Consider the following 16,417-nt stretch of genomic DNA (forward strand, 5'->3'; position numbering starts at 1 on the left):
CATTTGTGTCCAAGTAAGATGTAATTTACTTTATCTTTTTGATAATTCCAAAAATTTCTGGTGAAACAATGAAAGTCCTAATTATTGACAATATTGACTCATTTGTTTGGAATTTAGTTCAATACGTAGGGACTTTAGGATATAAAGTTAAGTTAGTAGATAATAAAATCACATTAGAGGAAATAAAGAAAATAAATCCAGATAGGATAATAATCAGTCCAGGACCAAAAACACCAAAAGAGGCAGGGAACTGCATAAAAATCATTCAAGAGATAGATGATATCCCAATTTTAGGAGTTTGTTTGGGGCATCAGTGTATTGTTGAGGCATTTGGTGGAGAGGTTGGGAGAGCAAAGCACATCATGCATGGAAAAACAAGCAGAATTGAGCATGATGGGGAAGGGATATATAAAGGTATCCCAAATCCATTTTATGGGACAAGGTATCATTCTTTAGTTGCTTATGAAGTTCCAGATGAGTTAAAAATAACCGCAAAGAGTTTAGATGATGGGTATGTTATGGGAGTTAGGCATAAGAAATTGCCAATTGAGGGCGTTCAATACCACCCAGAGAGTGTCTTAACTCACTCAAAAGAAATCCCATTTCCAAAATTGGGACTAAAATTAATTAAAAACTTCATAGAGGGCTAAAAATGGATGTCTATGAAATTTTATTCCGAAAATGTTTGGAATATGAAGTTTTATTGGATGATGAAAAAGTTCCATTGTGGAAATTAAAAAAAGAGGATATTGATAAAGTTAATTTTGGTTTACCATGGGAGAATTTACAGGATTTGGCAATATATCTATATGAATTAAAGAAAGAACAGCAGAGGTCAAAGGAATTAATTAAATGTGATATATCTGAGATTCTTGTGGGTATTGCCTTTCTAAAATCAGAAAAATCTAACTCATTGATTGCAGATGAAACTTTGGGAATAAATACGTGTTTAAATTATTTGAGTGAGTTAATCACTGCGAGGATAAACTGCATAACAAGATACTACTATCTAATGAAAAAACCTCACAATACAGATATTTTTGATGAGATAATTTTAAAATTCCCCCAGAAGAAAGATGTTAGAGCAAAGAATATCAATGATTTAAAGGAAATCGTATATAGATTAAAGGATTATTTTGAATAAATTTAAAAATTCATGAGAAAGAATGGTATTGTTGAGCATATCATTGCCACGCCTATCAAAATTGCAAGGAGTTTTCTTTTATCCATTACCTTCCCTCCACAGTCGAATATGGTCAAAACTTTTTAGAAAAAGATTTTATTGTTCAGCATCCTCTCTTATGTAGCAATTCTAAATATGACTTTCTTTCTAATCTGTCTGAACTTATATTTAAACTTTTCAGTATATTCATGAGTAGATTTAAGGTAGTGTCTTTTTCTTTTTCATCTTTAATAGTTTTTTCTAACTCCAAATAAAGCCCTACACCATCAACATTGTCAATAGATACCTCAATATCTCCTTTTTTGTATATCTCCCTAATCTTCCTTATTGGTGGAACTTTTTTGAATCCCAATTTTTCAAGGATTTTTTCCATTTTATACCCATTTTCTATTTTAACCTCAATCTCCTCTCTCGTTTTTGATATTTTGTCAATTTTTGGACCTTTATAGGTTATAAACCATAAGTTGTTTTCTTTTCTTATCCTCAACGCCTCATCCGTCTTTGCAAAATCCCTATCAATCCCATTAAAATAAATATCTACTTGTTCTTTAACCTCTTTCTTTTCAAATCCAAGGTCTTTTAATATTTTTTTTATGTTTTCCAGTTCATCTTCATTTATCTTTGCCTTTATCTCAACCTCTATCATAAAACCACCTTAAAGAATTATCAATTTTTTAACGGTATCTTTTAGTTTCTCCCTCAACTCATCAATATCTACATTCTCAATAACAAGCCAAATTATTACATCTTCATTATCCTTTTCGAGTGTTGTTGATAATATATTACCATTTATTTCTGATATCTTTGATGTTATCTCTGCCAACAAGCCAATCCTATCCTTTGCTATAATCTGCACTTTTATTATTGATAAGTTTATCTCCCCCTTTTCAATCAGATATCTGCCATCTTTTGTTAATTTTATTCCCCCTTTTTTCCCTTTTTTTGTCTCAACTAACCCCAAATCCCTCAAAGTTCTTATATGTCTATCTATATTTTTTGGATGCATATTTAATTTTTCTGCAATCTCCTTTGTTGTTGAGTAGGTTTTTAAAAGTTCCATAATCTCTTTTGTTAATCCGCTAACCTTCATCTTTTCACTTTTGAAAATATTTGTTTATTTTGTTATGGTTGTCTGATTTAAAAACTCATCTAAAAATTCAATTCCTCCTCCATAGTTTATACTCTTTGGATGTATTGAGAGATAGAATAAGTATTTAGACATTTTATAATCAAATTCCGCTATAGGAAACACAATTCCTGTAAAACTTTTTGGTAAATACCATGTATATTCCCTATTTTCTATTGGAATCTTTCCTGTTTTTGTTATAATATAATTCTTCGTTATAATTGTTAAGTTGTAGGATAGCATAACATTTTCAGCATCCTTTGAAACTTCGTATCTTGGTGGTATGATATAAGATATATTATTAAATCCACAAGCATTCAATATTTCCAATGATTTTTTAATTTTTTCTTTTGCAACCTCTTTATTGCAGTTAAATTCACCATCTATATGGTTGTAGCCATGCAGTTCGATATGGTATCCTTTATCTTCCAATTTATGAAGAAACTCAACAAATTTCGGATAATTTTTTAAATTGTATCTATTGTTGTGGTTTACTATGACAAATAAATATGTTCTATTTTGATAGTGGTATTTATCTATTATCTTCACAATTTCCTTCAACTCATTATAGTACAGGGGACTCACGTCATGCACTAAGATTATGGGTTTGTGGGTATATACATTATTTTTAAAATTCGGGGGTTTGGTATTTAAGTTTATCTTTTCATCTATATATATAACTTTGTAAATGCCAAATATAAGTAAAATCGGAAGTAGCATATAGAGCAATCTCAATATCCCACCTTTTAAATCAAAAAACTTATTACATTTCGCTCATCTTCAAGTATCATTACCTAACATGATTATAAGTAATTCAGAGAACCAATTCGATTTATAGTTGCATATAAATGTATAGAAGTTTACATATAGGTGGAGATTTTTTTCGACTAATGCCTCGATGTTTTCTTAGATAAGGTTTGATTATCGAATGGAAGCATTCGCAGTTATATTCCGTTAGAGTATTCCCTCGATGCGTGATTAACTGTTAAATGATTAGAAATCTTTTTATGTAAAACATCTCTCCTAAAGGTATTCGCCTTTTAGCGAATATAGTTCCAGTTAGGTCGTTAAAGTGTCTTTTACACGAATTACATCTGTATCTTTACAACATCTTTCGAACCACAATATGGGCAAGTATATCTATCACTCCATCTAATCTCCCTTATAATTGCAATACACTCCTCATCCTTTGGTATGAATAACTTATATACTTCGACGCTCATAAGATTATATATTGCGATTATTATTTATAATTATTATTTATATATGTAATTGTAAGTGAAGATGAGTGTACATTAATATGGATATATATTTCTTATTATCATTTTGGTGATAGTATGCTAACTCATGTTGATGAAAAAGGAGTTAAAATGGTCGATATTTCAAAAAAAGAAGATGTTGAGAGAGTGTGTGTTGCAGAGGGATATATAAAATTGAAATCATCCACAATAGAGTTGATAAAGAAGAATGAAATTGTTAAGGGGGATGTTCTAACAACCGCACAAATAGCAGCGATGATGGGGGTTAAAAACACCCCCAACTTAATTCCAGCATGCCATCCTTTGCCCATAACTTCTGTTAAAGTTGATTTTGAGATTTTTGACGACAAAATTAAGACAACAGTTGAAGTAAAGACAACCTACAAAACAGGCATTGAGATGGAAGCATTGACTGGGGTTTCTATTGCTTTATTAACAATATGGGATATGGTTAAAAGTGTGGAGAAGGATGAAAATGGAGGGTATCCAAACACCGAAATCTATGGAATAAGGGTTGTGAAAAAGGTTAAAAAATGAATAATGTTTAATGTTTTATTTGGTAAAGTGGTGTTGTATAGTTGTTTGTGAAATTCTCTGCTTTTATTCAATCACAACAAATTTTTGAAAGAACAATAATTAAGGGCAAAATTCCAAATAATACCCAATCATACTCTTTAATTTTATGAAAGATACGGTCATTTATAACGCAAACGACTATGTCTTCAGTCAGTGGTGGTTTTATGGAGTTTGAATTGTGGATTAGGATGATAAAAGAAAGTATAGAAAAAAAGAACATAGATCCCTGGAATATAAATATAGCGGAGATTGCTGATTTGTATATGGGCAAAATAAAGGAACTTAAAAGATTTGATATAAGGTTATCTGCCGATGTTATTCTTGTTGGGGGGATTTTGCTGAGAATGAAGTCGGAGGTACTTTATGGTGAATGTGAGATTGCCAATGAAGAATATGGGGATGAATTTTATGAGGATTATGATGATTACTATAATTATGATGAAGATAATGAAGATGTAAAGATAACCCCGCCAGTGAGAAGACCACCAGCAAAGGTTAATAAAGAAAAAATAACCTTAGATGATTTGATAAAGACATTGAAGGATGAACTGGAAAAGGTAAAAAAGAAGAAAATAAAAAAAAGCAAAAGCAATAAAAAATCTGTAATTTTAGAGGATGTGCAGGATATTGTTGAAGAGTTGATTGAAGAGGACGATATTTCTGATATTATTGAAAAACTTTTGGATGACTTAAGAAGGGAAAAAATCATGGTATTTCAAAAAAAGTTCTCGTCAAAAGAGGATAAAGTTAAGTATTTCCTCCCCTCATTATATTTGGCTAATGATGGAAAGGTTGAACTTATTCAGGAGGAGTTATTTGAGGATTTAATTGTTAAATTAAAGGAATAATGGACAATAAAAACCCCAGAGAGGATGTTGAGCGATTTAAAATTAGTTATGGTTTAAATAATCATTAAAAAATTCGCATACAATCATACTCTATCCCGTTTGGATGCTACCTTTTTAAAAGGTTGCGATTTGATTATTAAATTAAAGGAATAAAAGGTGATTAAATGGACATTATAGAGAAAATCATGAACATTGGAGAAAAGGAAGGATTTGAAGTTGAGATTTTTATTTCAAAAGGAATTTCTTCATCAATTGATTTAGATGGGGAAAGTGTAGATAGTGTAGAGTTGTCAAAGGACTTTGGGATTGGAGTTAGAGTCATAAAAAATAGTAAGATTGGTTTTGCATATTCAAAAAAAGAGGATACTGAGGTAGTATATAAAGCAATGAAAAATTTAGTTGAAGATAAGTTTGTTTCATTTGCAGAAAAAGAAAAGTTTAAGGAACCAAAGGGGATTTTTTACAAAGATGTTTTGGAATTGAGTGAGGAAGAAATGTTAGGTGATTTGATTTTAATGAGAGATATTGCAAAGGATGAAGGTGTTATTGTAACTGGTGGAGGAGTTTCTAAGAGTTATGAATACAATAGAATAGTTAATTCCAATGGGGTTGATGTTGAGGAGGAATTTACTTATTATTCCGCATATTTATCTGTTATATATGAAAATGAGACTGGTTATGAGGGCTTAACGAAAACAAAAATATTTGATGTAGAAAATATAGCAAAAAAATCTGTTGAATTAGCAAAGAAATCAGCAAATGGGAAAACGATAACCTACGAAGGAGAAATTATGTTAAGTCCAAGAGCATTGAGTTCTCTCTTAGCGTACACATTAATACCTTCATTTAGTGCAGAAAATGTGCAGAGAAATAGATCTGTTTTAAAGGATAAGTTAGGAGAAGAAGTATTTGGGGAGAATATAACCATAATAGATGATGGAACATTAGACAATGCAAATCACTCATCAAAAGTGGATGGGGAAGGTTGCCCAACAAAAAGGACAGTTTTGGTTGAGAATGGGGTGTTAAAGAGTTATTTGTATGATATAAAAAGGGCAAATATTGAAGATAGAGATTGCACAGGAAATGGGATGAGGGGCTATAGTTCTCTCCCATATATATCCCCATCAAACTTCATCATTGAGTCTGTGGATAAATTGGAGAACTTTGACAACTATGTTTATGTGAATGGAGTTATTGGCTCCCACACATCAAATCCAATAACAGGAGACTTTGTAGTTGAGGTTCAAAATGCATTTATGGTCAAAAATGGAGAGGAGATTCCTATTAAAAAAGGTCTTTTGTCTGGGAACATCTTTGAGTGTTTAAAGGAGGCGATACCATTAGATGATGTTGAACAGAGAGGAAGGCTGATTTCTCCTTCATTGGTTATAAAAGGACACATAGTTGGATAGGTTAGATTTTTTAATTGTTTTTAATTTGATATTTTTGAAATTTTATTTCTATTGTGTTTTTGTTGCCAATTTAAATGTCTTTAACTGTATTAAAAATATAGAATTTGAGGTAGGTATTATGAGAATTGAGTTAAAATTAGAAACTGAGGCATTTACAACAATTCCTTACAACCACCAATATTACTTAGCATCGGCATTGTACAATAAAATTCATTCATCCAATCCGGAATATGCCAATAAGTTGCACAACTACCAAAAATTTAAGTTTTTTACATTCTCATTATTACAAATCAGAAAAAGAATGATTAAAAGAGAAGGGATTGAAACAGTTGATGGGAAAGTTAACCTATATATCTCATCCCCAAGTGCTGAGTTTTTGGAAAATTTTATAGGCGGATTACTTGAGGATGGTGTGCTAAAAGTTGAAAGTATAGAGTTTTTTGTAAAAAAGGCAAAGATGTTGCCAACACCAGAAAAATTTGAAGTTTTAAAGACACTTTCCCCCATATATTTAAAAACACTGGTTAACACTGAAAAAGGGAAAAAGATCTATGACTTATTACCAAACAATTCAAAGTTCTACGAAAACTTAAAAAAGAACTTAAAGAGAAAGTATGAAATGTTTCATAATAAAAAATGTGATTTGGATTTTGAATTTGAAGTTTTGAACCATAGACCAAAGAGGATGGGGATTAAAAATACCTACCATAAATGTTCTGAAATGGTGTTTAGGATTTGGGGGGATTATGAGTTAATAAAGTTTGGTTATGATTGTGGATTTGGGGAGAAAAATTCCATGGGTTTTGGAATGGTAGTAAATATATAATTTGTGGTTATTATGATTATAAAAAACAAATTTCAGATAAATTGGTGATATGGTGTATAAAATTGCCGTTGTTGGAGGAGGGCCATCTGGAAGAATATCCTCTATGGAATTGGCTAAGAAAGGTTTTGATGTGGAACTTTATGAAAAAGACAAAATTGGGGGGACATGCTTAAACTATGGTTGCACTTACATAACAGGCCTTAGGGAGATGGCGGATATTATTGAGAACCTCAATGTCCTAAAAAATGAAAAAATAAAATTGGAGGATATAATTTCATTTAAAGAATTGCAAAAGAAAATATCCAAGATTCAAGATAAAATAAGGGATAAATTAAAGAGAGAAACCGAAGATGCAGGAGTATCAATAAAAAATGAAGAGTTTAAAGAAGAATATGAAAAAGATTATGATTATGTTGTATATGCTACTGGAAGGAAAATCTCTAATCCATACGATGAAGGATTTTTGACATACAAAGATATTCCATTACTAAAAGAACTTCCAGAGAGAGTTTTAATTGTTGGAGGGAGTGTGGTTGCTGCTGAATACGCCCCCATATTTTCAACATTTGGAAGTGAAGTTGTTGTTTATGCACGTTCAAAATTTTTAAAGATGATTAACGATGAGGATATTAGGGACTATATTTACAAAAAGATAGTAAATTTTAAAATAGTGGAAGGTAATGAGAAATTGGGGAACAAACTTATAAATGATGATTTTGATGCAAAGATTATTGCAATAGGTGGGAGGACAAGATTTCAAACTGATGAATATTTGAGGGTTATTGGTAAAGAAAACGTCTATGCATGTGGAGATTGTGTTAAAGGAGGATTGACTCCAATAGCAAGAATGGAAGGAAGGGTTGTGGCAAATAATATATTCAATGAAATTAATAACAAAAACTTAATAAAACCAAATTACAATTTAATACCCTATGTCATAAGAATGTCATTAAATATAGCGGTTGTTGGGGAGATAACAAAAAGGCACGAAACTCTACCAAATCCCACTGGGAAGGAAAATTACTTCAAGGTATTAAATAAGAATGTTGGAATGACAAGGATTTATTATGAAAGTGGTAGAGTTGTTGGAGCGATAACAATATCTCCAATTTCAGAGGTAGTTCCTTACTTTACACAATATATTAAAGGTATTGATGTTTATGATGATTTTAGGGAAATACATCCATCTACAGATGCATTCTATAAGATGATTTTGGGATAAAATGGATTTTGAAATATTTAAAGAAATGGGGCTAACTCTCGTTAATAAGTATGGTTACTTAGGCATTTTTTTAATAGGGTTTTCTGAGCCAATTTTTCAGCCAGTTCCAACAGAGATTTTTATAATTAGTGGTATTCTTTTGGGTCTTGATTGGAAGTTGGTTTTAATTGTTTCCACACTCGCCTGCAATCTCGGGGCTATAATAACCTATCATCTTGCAGTAAGATACGGGGAAAAGTTGGCATTGAAGTTATTTGAAGAAGAAAAGTTAAAAAAAGGGGAAAAGTTTTTAAAAAAATGGGGAGTTATGGGAGTTATTGTTGTAAGTTTTACCCCAATCCCATTTGAGATAATATGTTGGGTTTGTGGAATGTTCAACATGCCATTTAAAAAGTATATGGTTGCAGTGTTTTTGAGTAGGATGATTAAACATGGCTTGGCTGTTTTACCATTTATTTTACCAATAAAAAACCATCTTCCATTTTAATACTAAATACTAAAAAATTCATAAACAGAATTTTATATTAAATAAGATATAACTTAATTTAGCAATAAAACAATATAAAAAATTCTTTTTTGGTGATGTTATGTGTTTAGCAATTCCATGCAAAGTTATCGAAATCATTGAAGAAGATGGAGAGAAATATGCGATAGCGGAGTATAAAGGAGTTAAACAAAAGGCAAAATTAGCACTATTAGAAAATGTAAAAGTAGGGGATTACATCCTAATTCATACAGGTTATGCACTTGAAGTCATGAGTGAAGAAGACGCAAAACTAAGTTTAGAAACATGGGAAGAACTGTTTAATGCTTTAGAAGAAATGGATAAAGAAGAGGGAAAAATAAAAGAATAAATTAACTCTTTTATTCTTGAGTTACCTTTATTGCTTTTGTTGGACAGACGTCTTCACAAACCCCACAGTATGTGCATTCATCCTCTTTTGCAACAACAACTTTATCCCCTTGAATCTCAAATACTTCCATTGGGCATGTATTTACACATTCTGCACATTCTGGGCCTTTACATTTTGAGTAGTCGATTGTTACAGCCATCTTATCACCTTTTAATTTATTGTAGATTATAAATACAAAAAATAAAAATGGTACTTTTGGATATATAAGCTTTACTATAAAAATTTTTTAATAATAAAGAAAAAAGAGAATTTGCAGAATTTTTCATATATTAAAAATTACATTAAGATGAATCCTCTCTTAAAAACTAAAACCTCCTAACATTTGGATTACTCAAACTTCTCTCTATATTCCACAATTCATTTAGCACATTTGAGCCGATATCTGCCCTCAAAAAGGGAACTTTAAATCCCACACCAATATGTGAGAATGAGGAGTTGTTTCCAAATATTGTAGGATATACACCTTTTTCTAAGATATAATTTATATAATAATACATTTCAGTTATAGTCCCCATTTCATAAGGATTTATCTTTGAGAAATCTGCTTCTTCATACACTCCATCTACACAAAGAAATCCATCAAATTCCACGAGTTCATCACACTCCAAGTAATCCAATTCATTTACTCTTTCATCATACCTTGTTATTCTTCCCCCAACCAAAATTTCAACGTCCTCTTCTTCTTTAATATTCTCTATAATTGATTTAAATGTATTTATCTCATTAAATACATCTTCACAAACAAATTCTCCACTCATGTTTCTAACTTCATAAATATCAGATAATCTATTCAAAATCTTATCATAAATAAGTACAATTTCCCCAATAGAATCCACCATAGGAATTGCAATTAACTTATTATCCTCCTTATCAGAGAGTAAAGAACATCCAACAATAGGTAACTCAGTTATTAAAGCCCCGCCTAAATGCTTAAACAATGGAATATCCATACTATTTGCTGCAGATCTTGCTACACTTATAGAAACTCCCATTGTTGTCCTTGTATCATCAACAGAAACGTTGCATATTAGTGAATCTATAAAATCTTGGTTTGATGCTGGATATCCCACCAACTCCGGTGCTATAACATTCTCTACATCTGAGATAACATAATCTGGGTTTTCCGTATCTATTATATCATAACCAATACTTGTGTTTGTAACCGTTGTTATCATTACTTTAATTTTTGAACCTTTGAATACTTTTTTTGCAGTAATTCTTTCAATAATAGTCGTGTTTTCCACATATATCCCCTTTAAAATTGGTATTTTAAAAAATAAGTTAATATAATTATTCTTCAAAACCAATTTTTGGCCTTTTTACTCTCAAAGGAACCATACCTTTTTTTATCTCTTCCATCGCTATATCCAATGTTGATGATTTATCGGTTTCTATTGTTATAAGGGCACCTTCTGAAATCTGCATTGCCCTTGCACCTAATACCCTTGCAACTTCGAATTTTGTTAACCTCATCAAAATCACCACTACATGTTATTTTGGGTTTTATATTGGGTGAAAATAATAAATGGTGGGGCCGCCGAGATTTGAACTCGGGTCGCACGCCCCCCAGACGCACAGGATGGACCAGGCTACCCCACGGCCCCCCATACCCAAAAATTAAAATAAACAAATTATACCGTATTATCATGTTCCATAATATCATCGATAAGTTCCCTACCCATTTCGTCAATTTTATGGGAAATAAACATCCTTCTACAGCAATATTTCCTAATTCCTAAATCATCTAAAATATCTTTTGGATTCTCCCCATTGAGAATTCTCTTAACATACTCTTCATAAACCTCAGATATAACATTTCCACAAGAAAAACACCTAACTGGAAATATCACATTCATCACCAAATATTAATTCTTTTAAAAAAAACAACTAAAAATTAAAAAGTAAATAAATAATTTATCTGTAAGATTTTTGTCTTTTTGCTCTTGGACCTTTTGTTGACCTACTTGGTTTGTGAGGCTCTGTTCTTCTTGCATCACTAACAAGGAGGGTTCTATCGTAAGCAAGGAATTTCTCTTTTATTTTTGGATCTCCTGTGAATCCAACAATTACCTTACCAATTGCGGTTCTTGCAGCATCCATCTGCCCCATAATTCCTCCGCCTTTAACAACGACATCAATATCCATTTGTTTTATAACTTCTTCCCCTGCTAAGATAATAGGTTCCATTAACTTCATTCTTTTGTATTTTGGCTCAATTAATTCAATTGGAACTTTATTTATCCTTATTCTACCTTTTCCAGGCCTTGCAGTCGCTCTCGCAATGGCAGTTTTTCTTTTACCAACAGTATGGACAATTTTCATTTAATCACCTCATTTAGAATTTTGCACCTAACCACTTACTTAACTCTTCAACTGTTATATATTTATTTGTGTTTGGCTTGTGAACCATGTTTACATCAATGTTCAATCCTTCTGGAACCCCAACATAAACCTTAACCCTTTTAAATGCCTCTCTTCCTTTTGGTTTTTTGTATGGAAGCATTCCTCTAATGACTCTCCTTACGATATCGTCTGGTCTTCTTGGATATTTTGGACCCATTCTTCTTGGGTTTGTTTTGCTTTTTCTCATTCTTTTTTGTAAGTATTTTTTAAGTATGTATTCTCTGTTTCCTGTAATAATTGCCTTCTCAGCATTGACAATAATAACCTCTTCCCCTTTTAGTGCCATTTTTGCTACGTATGATGCTAATCTCCCAACAACAGCATTTTCTGCATTTACTACTACCATAATTCCACCTATACGTGTTTTTTCTAAAATAAAATAAATTTAAAAATTTAAATAAATAATATTATGCCATAATTTTCACTTTTGAACCTTTTGGATTTTCTTTAATTAATTCTTCAATTGTTATGCATCTTCCGCCTACTGACTCAATGATTTCTTTAGCAGTCTTTGAGAATGCAAATGCAGCAACTGTAACCTTATGACTTATTGCTCCAGCACCTAAAACTTTACCAGGGACTATAACAACGTCTCCTTCTTTTGTGTATCTGTTTATTTTACTAACATTTACTTCTGCCCTATTTCTTGCAGGTTTTGCCAATCTTCTTGCAATATCCTTCCAAATCTTAGCGTTATTTTTATAGGATTCCTCTTTCAATACCTTTATTAATTCAACGAGTTTTGGGTTTGTGGCTTTTATTTTCATTATCTCACCGTGTTTCCTTTTTTTAGGAAGTTAATAAAACTTAATCTTCTTTGAGATTTGATGCCTCAAGTTCTGATAAAAATACCTCTGCTTTATTTTTTAATATTTCAACAGATGTCTTTAATATATCTTCTGGATCCATATTACCAAAGGACTCAACTAAAAACTCAACCTCATCATCGCTAATTTGTTTGTAGGTGGCATTACAAGGTTGCCATTTAGCATGAATCTTCCCAATACCAACAGTTGCCTCACATACGAGTTCTATCCTTTGCCCCTCTCTTAATTTTATTATTGGTATATTTTTGAATACAACTTCCCCATTTTCAGATTTTAAATCAGATGAATAAACTGTGCAGGGCCCTTCTTTAATTAAAGTAAAGGTTATGACTTCATCTTCACTAACAGGTTTCCCTTTGATTGGTATTAATCCCAACCTATGGGCCAAGATTTCATCATGCATGGATGATGTATTTTCATGGACATAGACGTTTTCGATGGCATAAGTTGGAACTTCAGAGATCATAATTCTTCTTATGGCATTTGAAAATGATATAGGGGCTTTTAATGTGAATTTAAAGATTTCCCCTATTTTGGTTTTTTCTTTTTCTTTAATATTAATCAAACTACATCACCCCAAACAGAACGAAAGAAATTAGCAATTTACCTCCTACTCTTCCTTGGTGTTGTACCATCGTGTGGGATTGGTGTGACATCCTCAATTCTTCCAATTCTGATTCCTGCTCTTGCCAATGCCCTTATTGCTGCCTGTGCTCCAGGACCTGGTGTTCTTGATTTGTGTCCACCTGGAGCCCTAACTTTTACGTGAACTGCTTCAATGCCTCTCTCTTTTAAAATCTCTGCTATTTTAAATGCAGCCTGCATTGCTGCGTAAGGTGAAGCCTCATCTCTTTGGTTTTTTACTATCATACCACCAGAAATTCTCGCAATTGTTTCTGCTCCAGTTATATCGGTGACATGGAGTATTGTGTTGTTGTATGACGCGTATATGTGGACAACTCCCCACCTTTCGACTTTTTCAACCATTAATAACCACCTTGAATCCTATTTTTTTACCCAATCAAAAATTATTAATAATTTTAAAAAAATTAAAAATTACTTATTGAGAAACTTGTTCTTGACTTTCTTCAGTTTCAACAGTAATTTTTGCCCTTTCAGGGTGATCTTTAGAGCTGAATGGTGAATTTGGTGTGTAGTCAATAGCATCTTCTTCATCAACTGTGACCATATAACTTGGGGCTGTAACTTTTCTTCCGTTTACCGCAATATGTCCGTGGACAATTAACTGCCTTGCCTGTTTTATTGTTCTTGCTAAACCTTTTCTAAATACAATTGTTTGCAATCTTCTCTCTAAGATATCTTCAATTGTTAATGCAAGGATATCATCTAATGTTGGATTTTCTTTTTTAAGTATACCATATCTTTTTAATACGTTGAATAATTGTTGTGCTTCCCTTGCACCTTGCTCTGTTGTATCGCTAATCAATCTTCTTGCCTGCCTTCTGTAGTTTCTTAATTTTGTTTCTGCTTTCCAAACCTCTCTTTTATTAACTAAACCATATCTCCCACATAATTCATGTTCTCTTTCAATTCTTTCTTTAATCCAAGGGTGGTTTGGAGTGTCATATTTTTTTCTTGGTTTTTTTGGATCTCCCATCGATTTCACCTTCTATTTGACGTTTTTAATGTTGATTCGTGTTTGATTCCATAATTTCTTAATTATACATATGCAATTAAAAAATTAAGAGATGTTTTATAATTAATTTTTTGGAAATTAATGAACCATTACTTCTTCCTTCTGGAAACTCCAACAGTTTGACCTCTTCTGAATGTACTTTTTGTTCTTTGTCCTCTACATGGCAATCCTAATTCGTGTCTTATACCTCTGTAGCATCTGATTTTCTTCAATCTGTTGATGTCTTCTTGTATAGCAATGGTTAAATCTGATTCGATTATGTGTTTGTCTTCTCCAGTGTAGTAATCTTTTTTTCTGTTGAACATCCATGATGGAATTCCAAATTTAGCAGGATCACTGAGAATTTCCTCAATCTTTTTAACTTCTTCATCTGTTAAGTAACCTGCTAATTTTTTTTCATCTAATTTTGCCACTCTAATTATAGCCTTAGTTATTGCTTCCCCAATACCATATATCTCTTGTAAAGCACGTGCTAGTGGCTTTTTACCATCTATATCTGTTCTGGATATCCTAATTAAGTATTTAAAATCTGTCTGTTCTTGGGTCAATGTTGCACCTCCAAAGAATAATCGTGTTTATAAAAATAAATTTGTTAAAAAGAACGGGAAAATCAGTGGCGCAGAGGGGGGGATTTGAACCCCCGCGGGGCCGAGCCCCATGGGATTTCCAGTCCCACGCCTTGGCCGGGCTAGGCTACCTCTGCTCAAAAAAGCATACTTTATTTTACACTATGCGATATAAATATGTTTCGATATGATGGATTTATATACTTAAATCCCTAGCCTACTGATTTCCCCGTTCTTCGTGTTTCATATATGTTTTCAAATATTATTTAAAGGGATATATATCCTTTTCGGTAATATGTGGTATCCCGAAATTATTTCGCACATGATAATTATAAATATTCGAATGATAACACTCGTAAAAATATGAGAGGGGTGAAACTAAACCAGAAGAAAATTCGAAAAATAATTAGATGGAAAGAGAACGAAAGTTATAGCAAAGAAACTAAATATATCCGAACGTAGGGTTCAGCAGATATGGAGAGAGTATCGGGAAACTGGAAGAATTCCCGAATTAAAACGTAGAGGTAGAAAGCCAAGGAACATAGATAAAGAAACTATCGAATTGGTCTTAAATGCTTTGCCGAAATGTAAGCTAACGAGTCCCGTTCATTTAGAGAAGTATATAGAACGTAGGCATAATATACACATCCCACATAATCGTATATATACTATACTAAAAGAGATGGGCATAACACAACCACGAAAGAAGAAAAAGAAGCCAAAGCGATTCAACGTCTTAAAACCTACGAACTATGCATATGGATTTTAAAATGGTAGATATTAGTAAAATTAGATATTACCTACTGCTAATAATAGACGACCATAGTAGATATATCTTACATGTTAAGTTGTATGAAGAAGCGACATCAGACGTTGTAATTTCTGCTTTAAAAAGTATGGGAAATCTAAAAAGATATTAACCGATAATGGAACTCAATTCGTTCCTACGAGAGGAGGAGTATCTAAATTCCAGAAGTTTCTACTGGAAAATCGGATTTTGCATATAAGAACCTCTGTTAGACATCCCAAACAATAGGAAAAGTTAAAAGGATAAATAGAGAAATTGAATATCGATTATATATGTTCAATAGTTTAGAAAAGTTCGTAGATTGGCATAATCGAGTAAAACCACATCGTTCTCTTAATTTTAAAACTCCTTATGAAGTTTATTATGGTGTAGAGTGTGATAAGGAGGTGATTAGCGTATGAAAAATTATGGTGAAATAATTTCAGGATACAACAACAACCTCCATACAACCGAAAAGTTTATATATTAGTTTCTCCATTGTATAGTTTGCTCTGATTGAAATGGTAAAAAAGTGCGGCCTTGATGTAGTCTGGTAACATACGGGCCTGCCACGCCCGTTCCCCGGGTTCAAATCCCGGAGGCCGCACCAGTGATTTGGGGCTTGTTTATTCGTGCGCCGGTGGTGTAGCCTGGTATCACTCTGGCCTTCCAAGCCAGCGACTCGGGTTCGAATCCCGACCGGCGCACCATTATCAGTATCTCCGAATATGCATTAGATATACACAACCGAGTATTACTACCATAATCAAAGGAAGGTTTGCTAATACAAGTTTGCAAAGTCGTTAAT

Annotated in this window: 25 protein-coding genes, 4 tRNA genes and 1 pseudogene; 13 read left to right on the forward strand and 17 right to left on the reverse strand. The window is 32.5% G+C overall.

The window, feature by feature from the left end:
• The first annotated feature begins 68 nt into the window (after positions 1–68).
• Positions 69–650, forward strand: a complete 582-nt coding sequence (locus METFODRAFT_RS03180) for an anthranilate synthase component II (RefSeq protein ID WP_007044093.1) — start codon at positions 69–71, stop codon at positions 648–650.
• Positions 651–652: 2 nt separating this feature from the next.
• On the forward strand, positions 653–1,144 hold the full coding sequence (locus METFODRAFT_RS03185) for a hypothetical protein (protein ID WP_007044094.1): 492 nt from the start codon (positions 653–655) through the stop codon (positions 1,142–1,144).
• 142 nt (positions 1,145–1,286) lie between these two features.
• On the opposite strand, the gene cyaB is transcribed toward METFODRAFT_RS03185, so the two are convergent.
• From cyaB to METFODRAFT_RS10595, 4 genes are all read right to left on the reverse strand, one after another.
• Positions 1,287–1,829 (reverse strand): class IV adenylate cyclase, encoded by a 543-nt coding sequence (cyaB, locus tag METFODRAFT_RS03190; RefSeq protein WP_007044095.1) that lies wholly within the window; start codon positions 1,827–1,829, stop codon positions 1,287–1,289.
• Between the two features lie 9 nt (positions 1,830–1,838).
• A complete protein-coding gene (locus tag METFODRAFT_RS03195; RefSeq protein WP_007044096.1) occupies positions 1,839–2,273 on the reverse strand; it encodes an Rrf2 family transcriptional regulator in 435 nt (144 codons plus the stop codon).
• A 24-nt stretch (positions 2,274–2,297) separates the two neighbouring features.
• A complete protein-coding gene (locus tag METFODRAFT_RS03200) occupies positions 2,298–3,029 on the reverse strand; it encodes a DUF2334 domain-containing protein (RefSeq protein WP_007044097.1) in 732 nt (243 codons plus the stop codon).
• A gap of 368 nt (positions 3,030–3,397) precedes the next feature.
• A complete protein-coding gene (locus METFODRAFT_RS10595; RefSeq protein ID WP_007043599.1) occupies positions 3,398–3,532 on the reverse strand; it encodes a transposase in 135 nt (44 codons plus the stop codon).
• A gap of 114 nt (positions 3,533–3,646) precedes the next feature.
• On the opposite strand from METFODRAFT_RS10595, the gene moaC reads away from it, so the two are divergent.
• The 7 genes from moaC to METFODRAFT_RS03235 all read left to right on the forward strand — a co-directional run bounded on the left by moaC (position 3,647) and on the right by METFODRAFT_RS03235 (position 9,309).
• On the forward strand, positions 3,647–4,105 hold the full coding sequence (gene moaC / locus METFODRAFT_RS03205; RefSeq protein ID WP_007044098.1) for a cyclic pyranopterin monophosphate synthase MoaC: 459 nt from the start codon (positions 3,647–3,649) through the stop codon (positions 4,103–4,105).
• Between the two features lie 203 nt (positions 4,106–4,308).
• Entirely contained in the window at positions 4,309–4,992 is a 684-nt protein-coding gene (locus tag METFODRAFT_RS03210; protein ID WP_007044099.1) for a segregation and condensation protein A, read from the forward strand.
• A 164-nt stretch (positions 4,993–5,156) separates the two neighbouring features.
• Positions 5,157–6,407 carry a TldD/PmbA family protein gene (locus METFODRAFT_RS03215; protein ID WP_007044100.1) on the forward strand — a complete coding sequence of 417 codons (1,251 nt, stop codon included), beginning with the start codon at positions 5,157–5,159 and terminating at the stop codon, positions 6,405–6,407.
• 118 nt (positions 6,408–6,525) lie between these two features.
• Positions 6,526–7,233 carry a CRISPR-associated endoribonuclease Cas6 gene (gene cas6 / locus METFODRAFT_RS03220; RefSeq protein WP_007044101.1) on the forward strand — a complete coding sequence of 236 codons (708 nt, stop codon included), beginning with the start codon at positions 6,526–6,528 and terminating at the stop codon, positions 7,231–7,233.
• Positions 7,234–7,282: 49 nt separating this feature from the next.
• Positions 7,283–8,455 carry an FAD-dependent oxidoreductase gene (locus tag METFODRAFT_RS03225; protein WP_007044102.1) on the forward strand — a complete coding sequence of 391 codons (1,173 nt, stop codon included), beginning with the start codon at positions 7,283–7,285 and terminating at the stop codon, positions 8,453–8,455.
• A gap of 1 nt (position 8,456) precedes the next feature.
• Entirely contained in the window at positions 8,457–8,942 is a 486-nt protein-coding gene (locus METFODRAFT_RS03230) for a YqaA family protein (RefSeq protein ID WP_007044103.1), read from the forward strand.
• A 100-nt stretch (positions 8,943–9,042) separates the two neighbouring features.
• A complete protein-coding gene (locus METFODRAFT_RS03235) occupies positions 9,043–9,309 on the forward strand; it encodes a HypC/HybG/HupF family hydrogenase formation chaperone (RefSeq protein WP_007044104.1) in 267 nt (88 codons plus the stop codon).
• Between the two features lie 10 nt (positions 9,310–9,319).
• On the opposite strand, the gene METFODRAFT_RS03240 is transcribed toward METFODRAFT_RS03235, so the two are convergent.
• The 13 genes and pseudogenes from METFODRAFT_RS03240 to METFODRAFT_RS03300 form a co-directional block, all read right to left on the reverse strand.
• Positions 9,320–9,508 carry a 4Fe-4S dicluster domain-containing protein gene (locus METFODRAFT_RS03240; protein ID WP_007044105.1) on the reverse strand — a complete coding sequence of 63 codons (189 nt, stop codon included), beginning with the start codon at positions 9,506–9,508 and terminating at the stop codon, positions 9,320–9,322.
• A gap of 166 nt (positions 9,509–9,674) precedes the next feature.
• Positions 9,675–10,613 (reverse strand): hypothetical protein, encoded by a 939-nt coding sequence (locus METFODRAFT_RS03245; RefSeq protein WP_007044106.1) that lies wholly within the window; start codon positions 10,611–10,613, stop codon positions 9,675–9,677.
• Positions 10,614–10,659: 46 nt separating this feature from the next.
• Complete coding sequence (locus METFODRAFT_RS03250) at positions 10,660–10,842, reverse strand: DNA-directed RNA polymerase subunit K (RefSeq protein ID WP_007044107.1); 183 nt, start codon at positions 10,840–10,842, stop codon at positions 10,660–10,662.
• 53 nt (positions 10,843–10,895) lie between these two features.
• Positions 10,896–10,973, reverse strand: a tRNA-Pro gene (locus tag METFODRAFT_RS03255).
• 27 nt (positions 10,974–11,000) lie between these two features.
• The gene (locus METFODRAFT_RS03260) at positions 11,001–11,225 is read right to left on the reverse strand and encodes a DNA-directed RNA polymerase subunit N (RefSeq protein ID WP_007044108.1); all 225 of its coding nucleotides are present in this window, start codon (positions 11,223–11,225) and stop codon (positions 11,001–11,003) included.
• Positions 11,226–11,283: 58 nt separating this feature from the next.
• A complete protein-coding gene (locus METFODRAFT_RS03265) occupies positions 11,284–11,691 on the reverse strand; it encodes a 30S ribosomal protein S9 (RefSeq protein ID WP_007044109.1) in 408 nt (135 codons plus the stop codon).
• 13 nt (positions 11,692–11,704) lie between these two features.
• Complete coding sequence (locus METFODRAFT_RS03270; RefSeq protein ID WP_007044110.1) at positions 11,705–12,118, reverse strand: 50S ribosomal protein L13; 414 nt, start codon at positions 12,116–12,118, stop codon at positions 11,705–11,707.
• A 61-nt stretch (positions 12,119–12,179) separates the two neighbouring features.
• Positions 12,180–12,545 (reverse strand): annotated as a pseudogene (locus tag METFODRAFT_RS03275) (50S ribosomal protein L18e); the annotation flags it as partial.
• 34 nt (positions 12,546–12,579) lie between these two features.
• Positions 12,580–13,164, reverse strand: a complete 585-nt coding sequence (locus METFODRAFT_RS03280) for a DNA-directed RNA polymerase subunit D (RefSeq protein WP_007044112.1) — start codon at positions 13,162–13,164, stop codon at positions 12,580–12,582.
• Between the two features lie 38 nt (positions 13,165–13,202).
• Positions 13,203–13,586 (reverse strand): 30S ribosomal protein S11, encoded by a 384-nt coding sequence (locus METFODRAFT_RS03285; RefSeq protein ID WP_007044113.1) that lies wholly within the window; start codon positions 13,584–13,586, stop codon positions 13,203–13,205.
• Positions 13,587–13,659: 73 nt separating this feature from the next.
• On the reverse strand, positions 13,660–14,217 hold the full coding sequence (locus METFODRAFT_RS03290) for a 30S ribosomal protein S4 (protein WP_007044114.1): 558 nt from the start codon (positions 14,215–14,217) through the stop codon (positions 13,660–13,662).
• A 128-nt stretch (positions 14,218–14,345) separates the two neighbouring features.
• Positions 14,346–14,804, reverse strand: coding sequence for a 30S ribosomal protein S13 (locus METFODRAFT_RS03295; protein WP_007044115.1), 459 nt, complete (start codon positions 14,802–14,804; stop codon positions 14,346–14,348).
• A gap of 66 nt (positions 14,805–14,870) precedes the next feature.
• Positions 14,871–14,959, reverse strand: a tRNA-Ser gene (locus METFODRAFT_RS03300).
• Positions 14,960–15,270: 311 nt separating this feature from the next.
• Between METFODRAFT_RS03300 and METFODRAFT_RS11365 the strand changes: the two genes are divergently transcribed.
• The 4 genes from METFODRAFT_RS11365 to METFODRAFT_RS03310 all read left to right on the forward strand — a co-directional run bounded on the left by METFODRAFT_RS11365 (position 15,271) and on the right by METFODRAFT_RS03310 (position 16,319).
• On the forward strand, positions 15,271–15,591 hold the full coding sequence (locus METFODRAFT_RS11365) for a hypothetical protein (protein WP_245528895.1): 321 nt from the start codon (positions 15,271–15,273) through the stop codon (positions 15,589–15,591).
• 1 nt (position 15,592) lies between these two features.
• Positions 15,593–15,742, forward strand: coding sequence for a hypothetical protein (locus tag METFODRAFT_RS11370; RefSeq protein ID WP_007044116.1), 150 nt, complete (start codon positions 15,593–15,595; stop codon positions 15,740–15,742).
• A gap of 401 nt (positions 15,743–16,143) precedes the next feature.
• Positions 16,144–16,219 (forward strand) — tRNA-Gly (locus METFODRAFT_RS03305).
• Positions 16,220–16,243: 24 nt separating this feature from the next.
• Positions 16,244–16,319 (forward strand) — tRNA-Gly (locus METFODRAFT_RS03310).
• The last annotated feature ends 98 nt before the right edge of the window (positions 16,320–16,417 follow it).

This window comes from Methanotorris formicicus Mc-S-70 (genome assembly GCF_000243455.1).
Taxonomy (GTDB): Archaea; AGJL01; Methanococci; order Methanococcales; family Methanococcaceae; genus Methanotorris; species Methanotorris formicicus.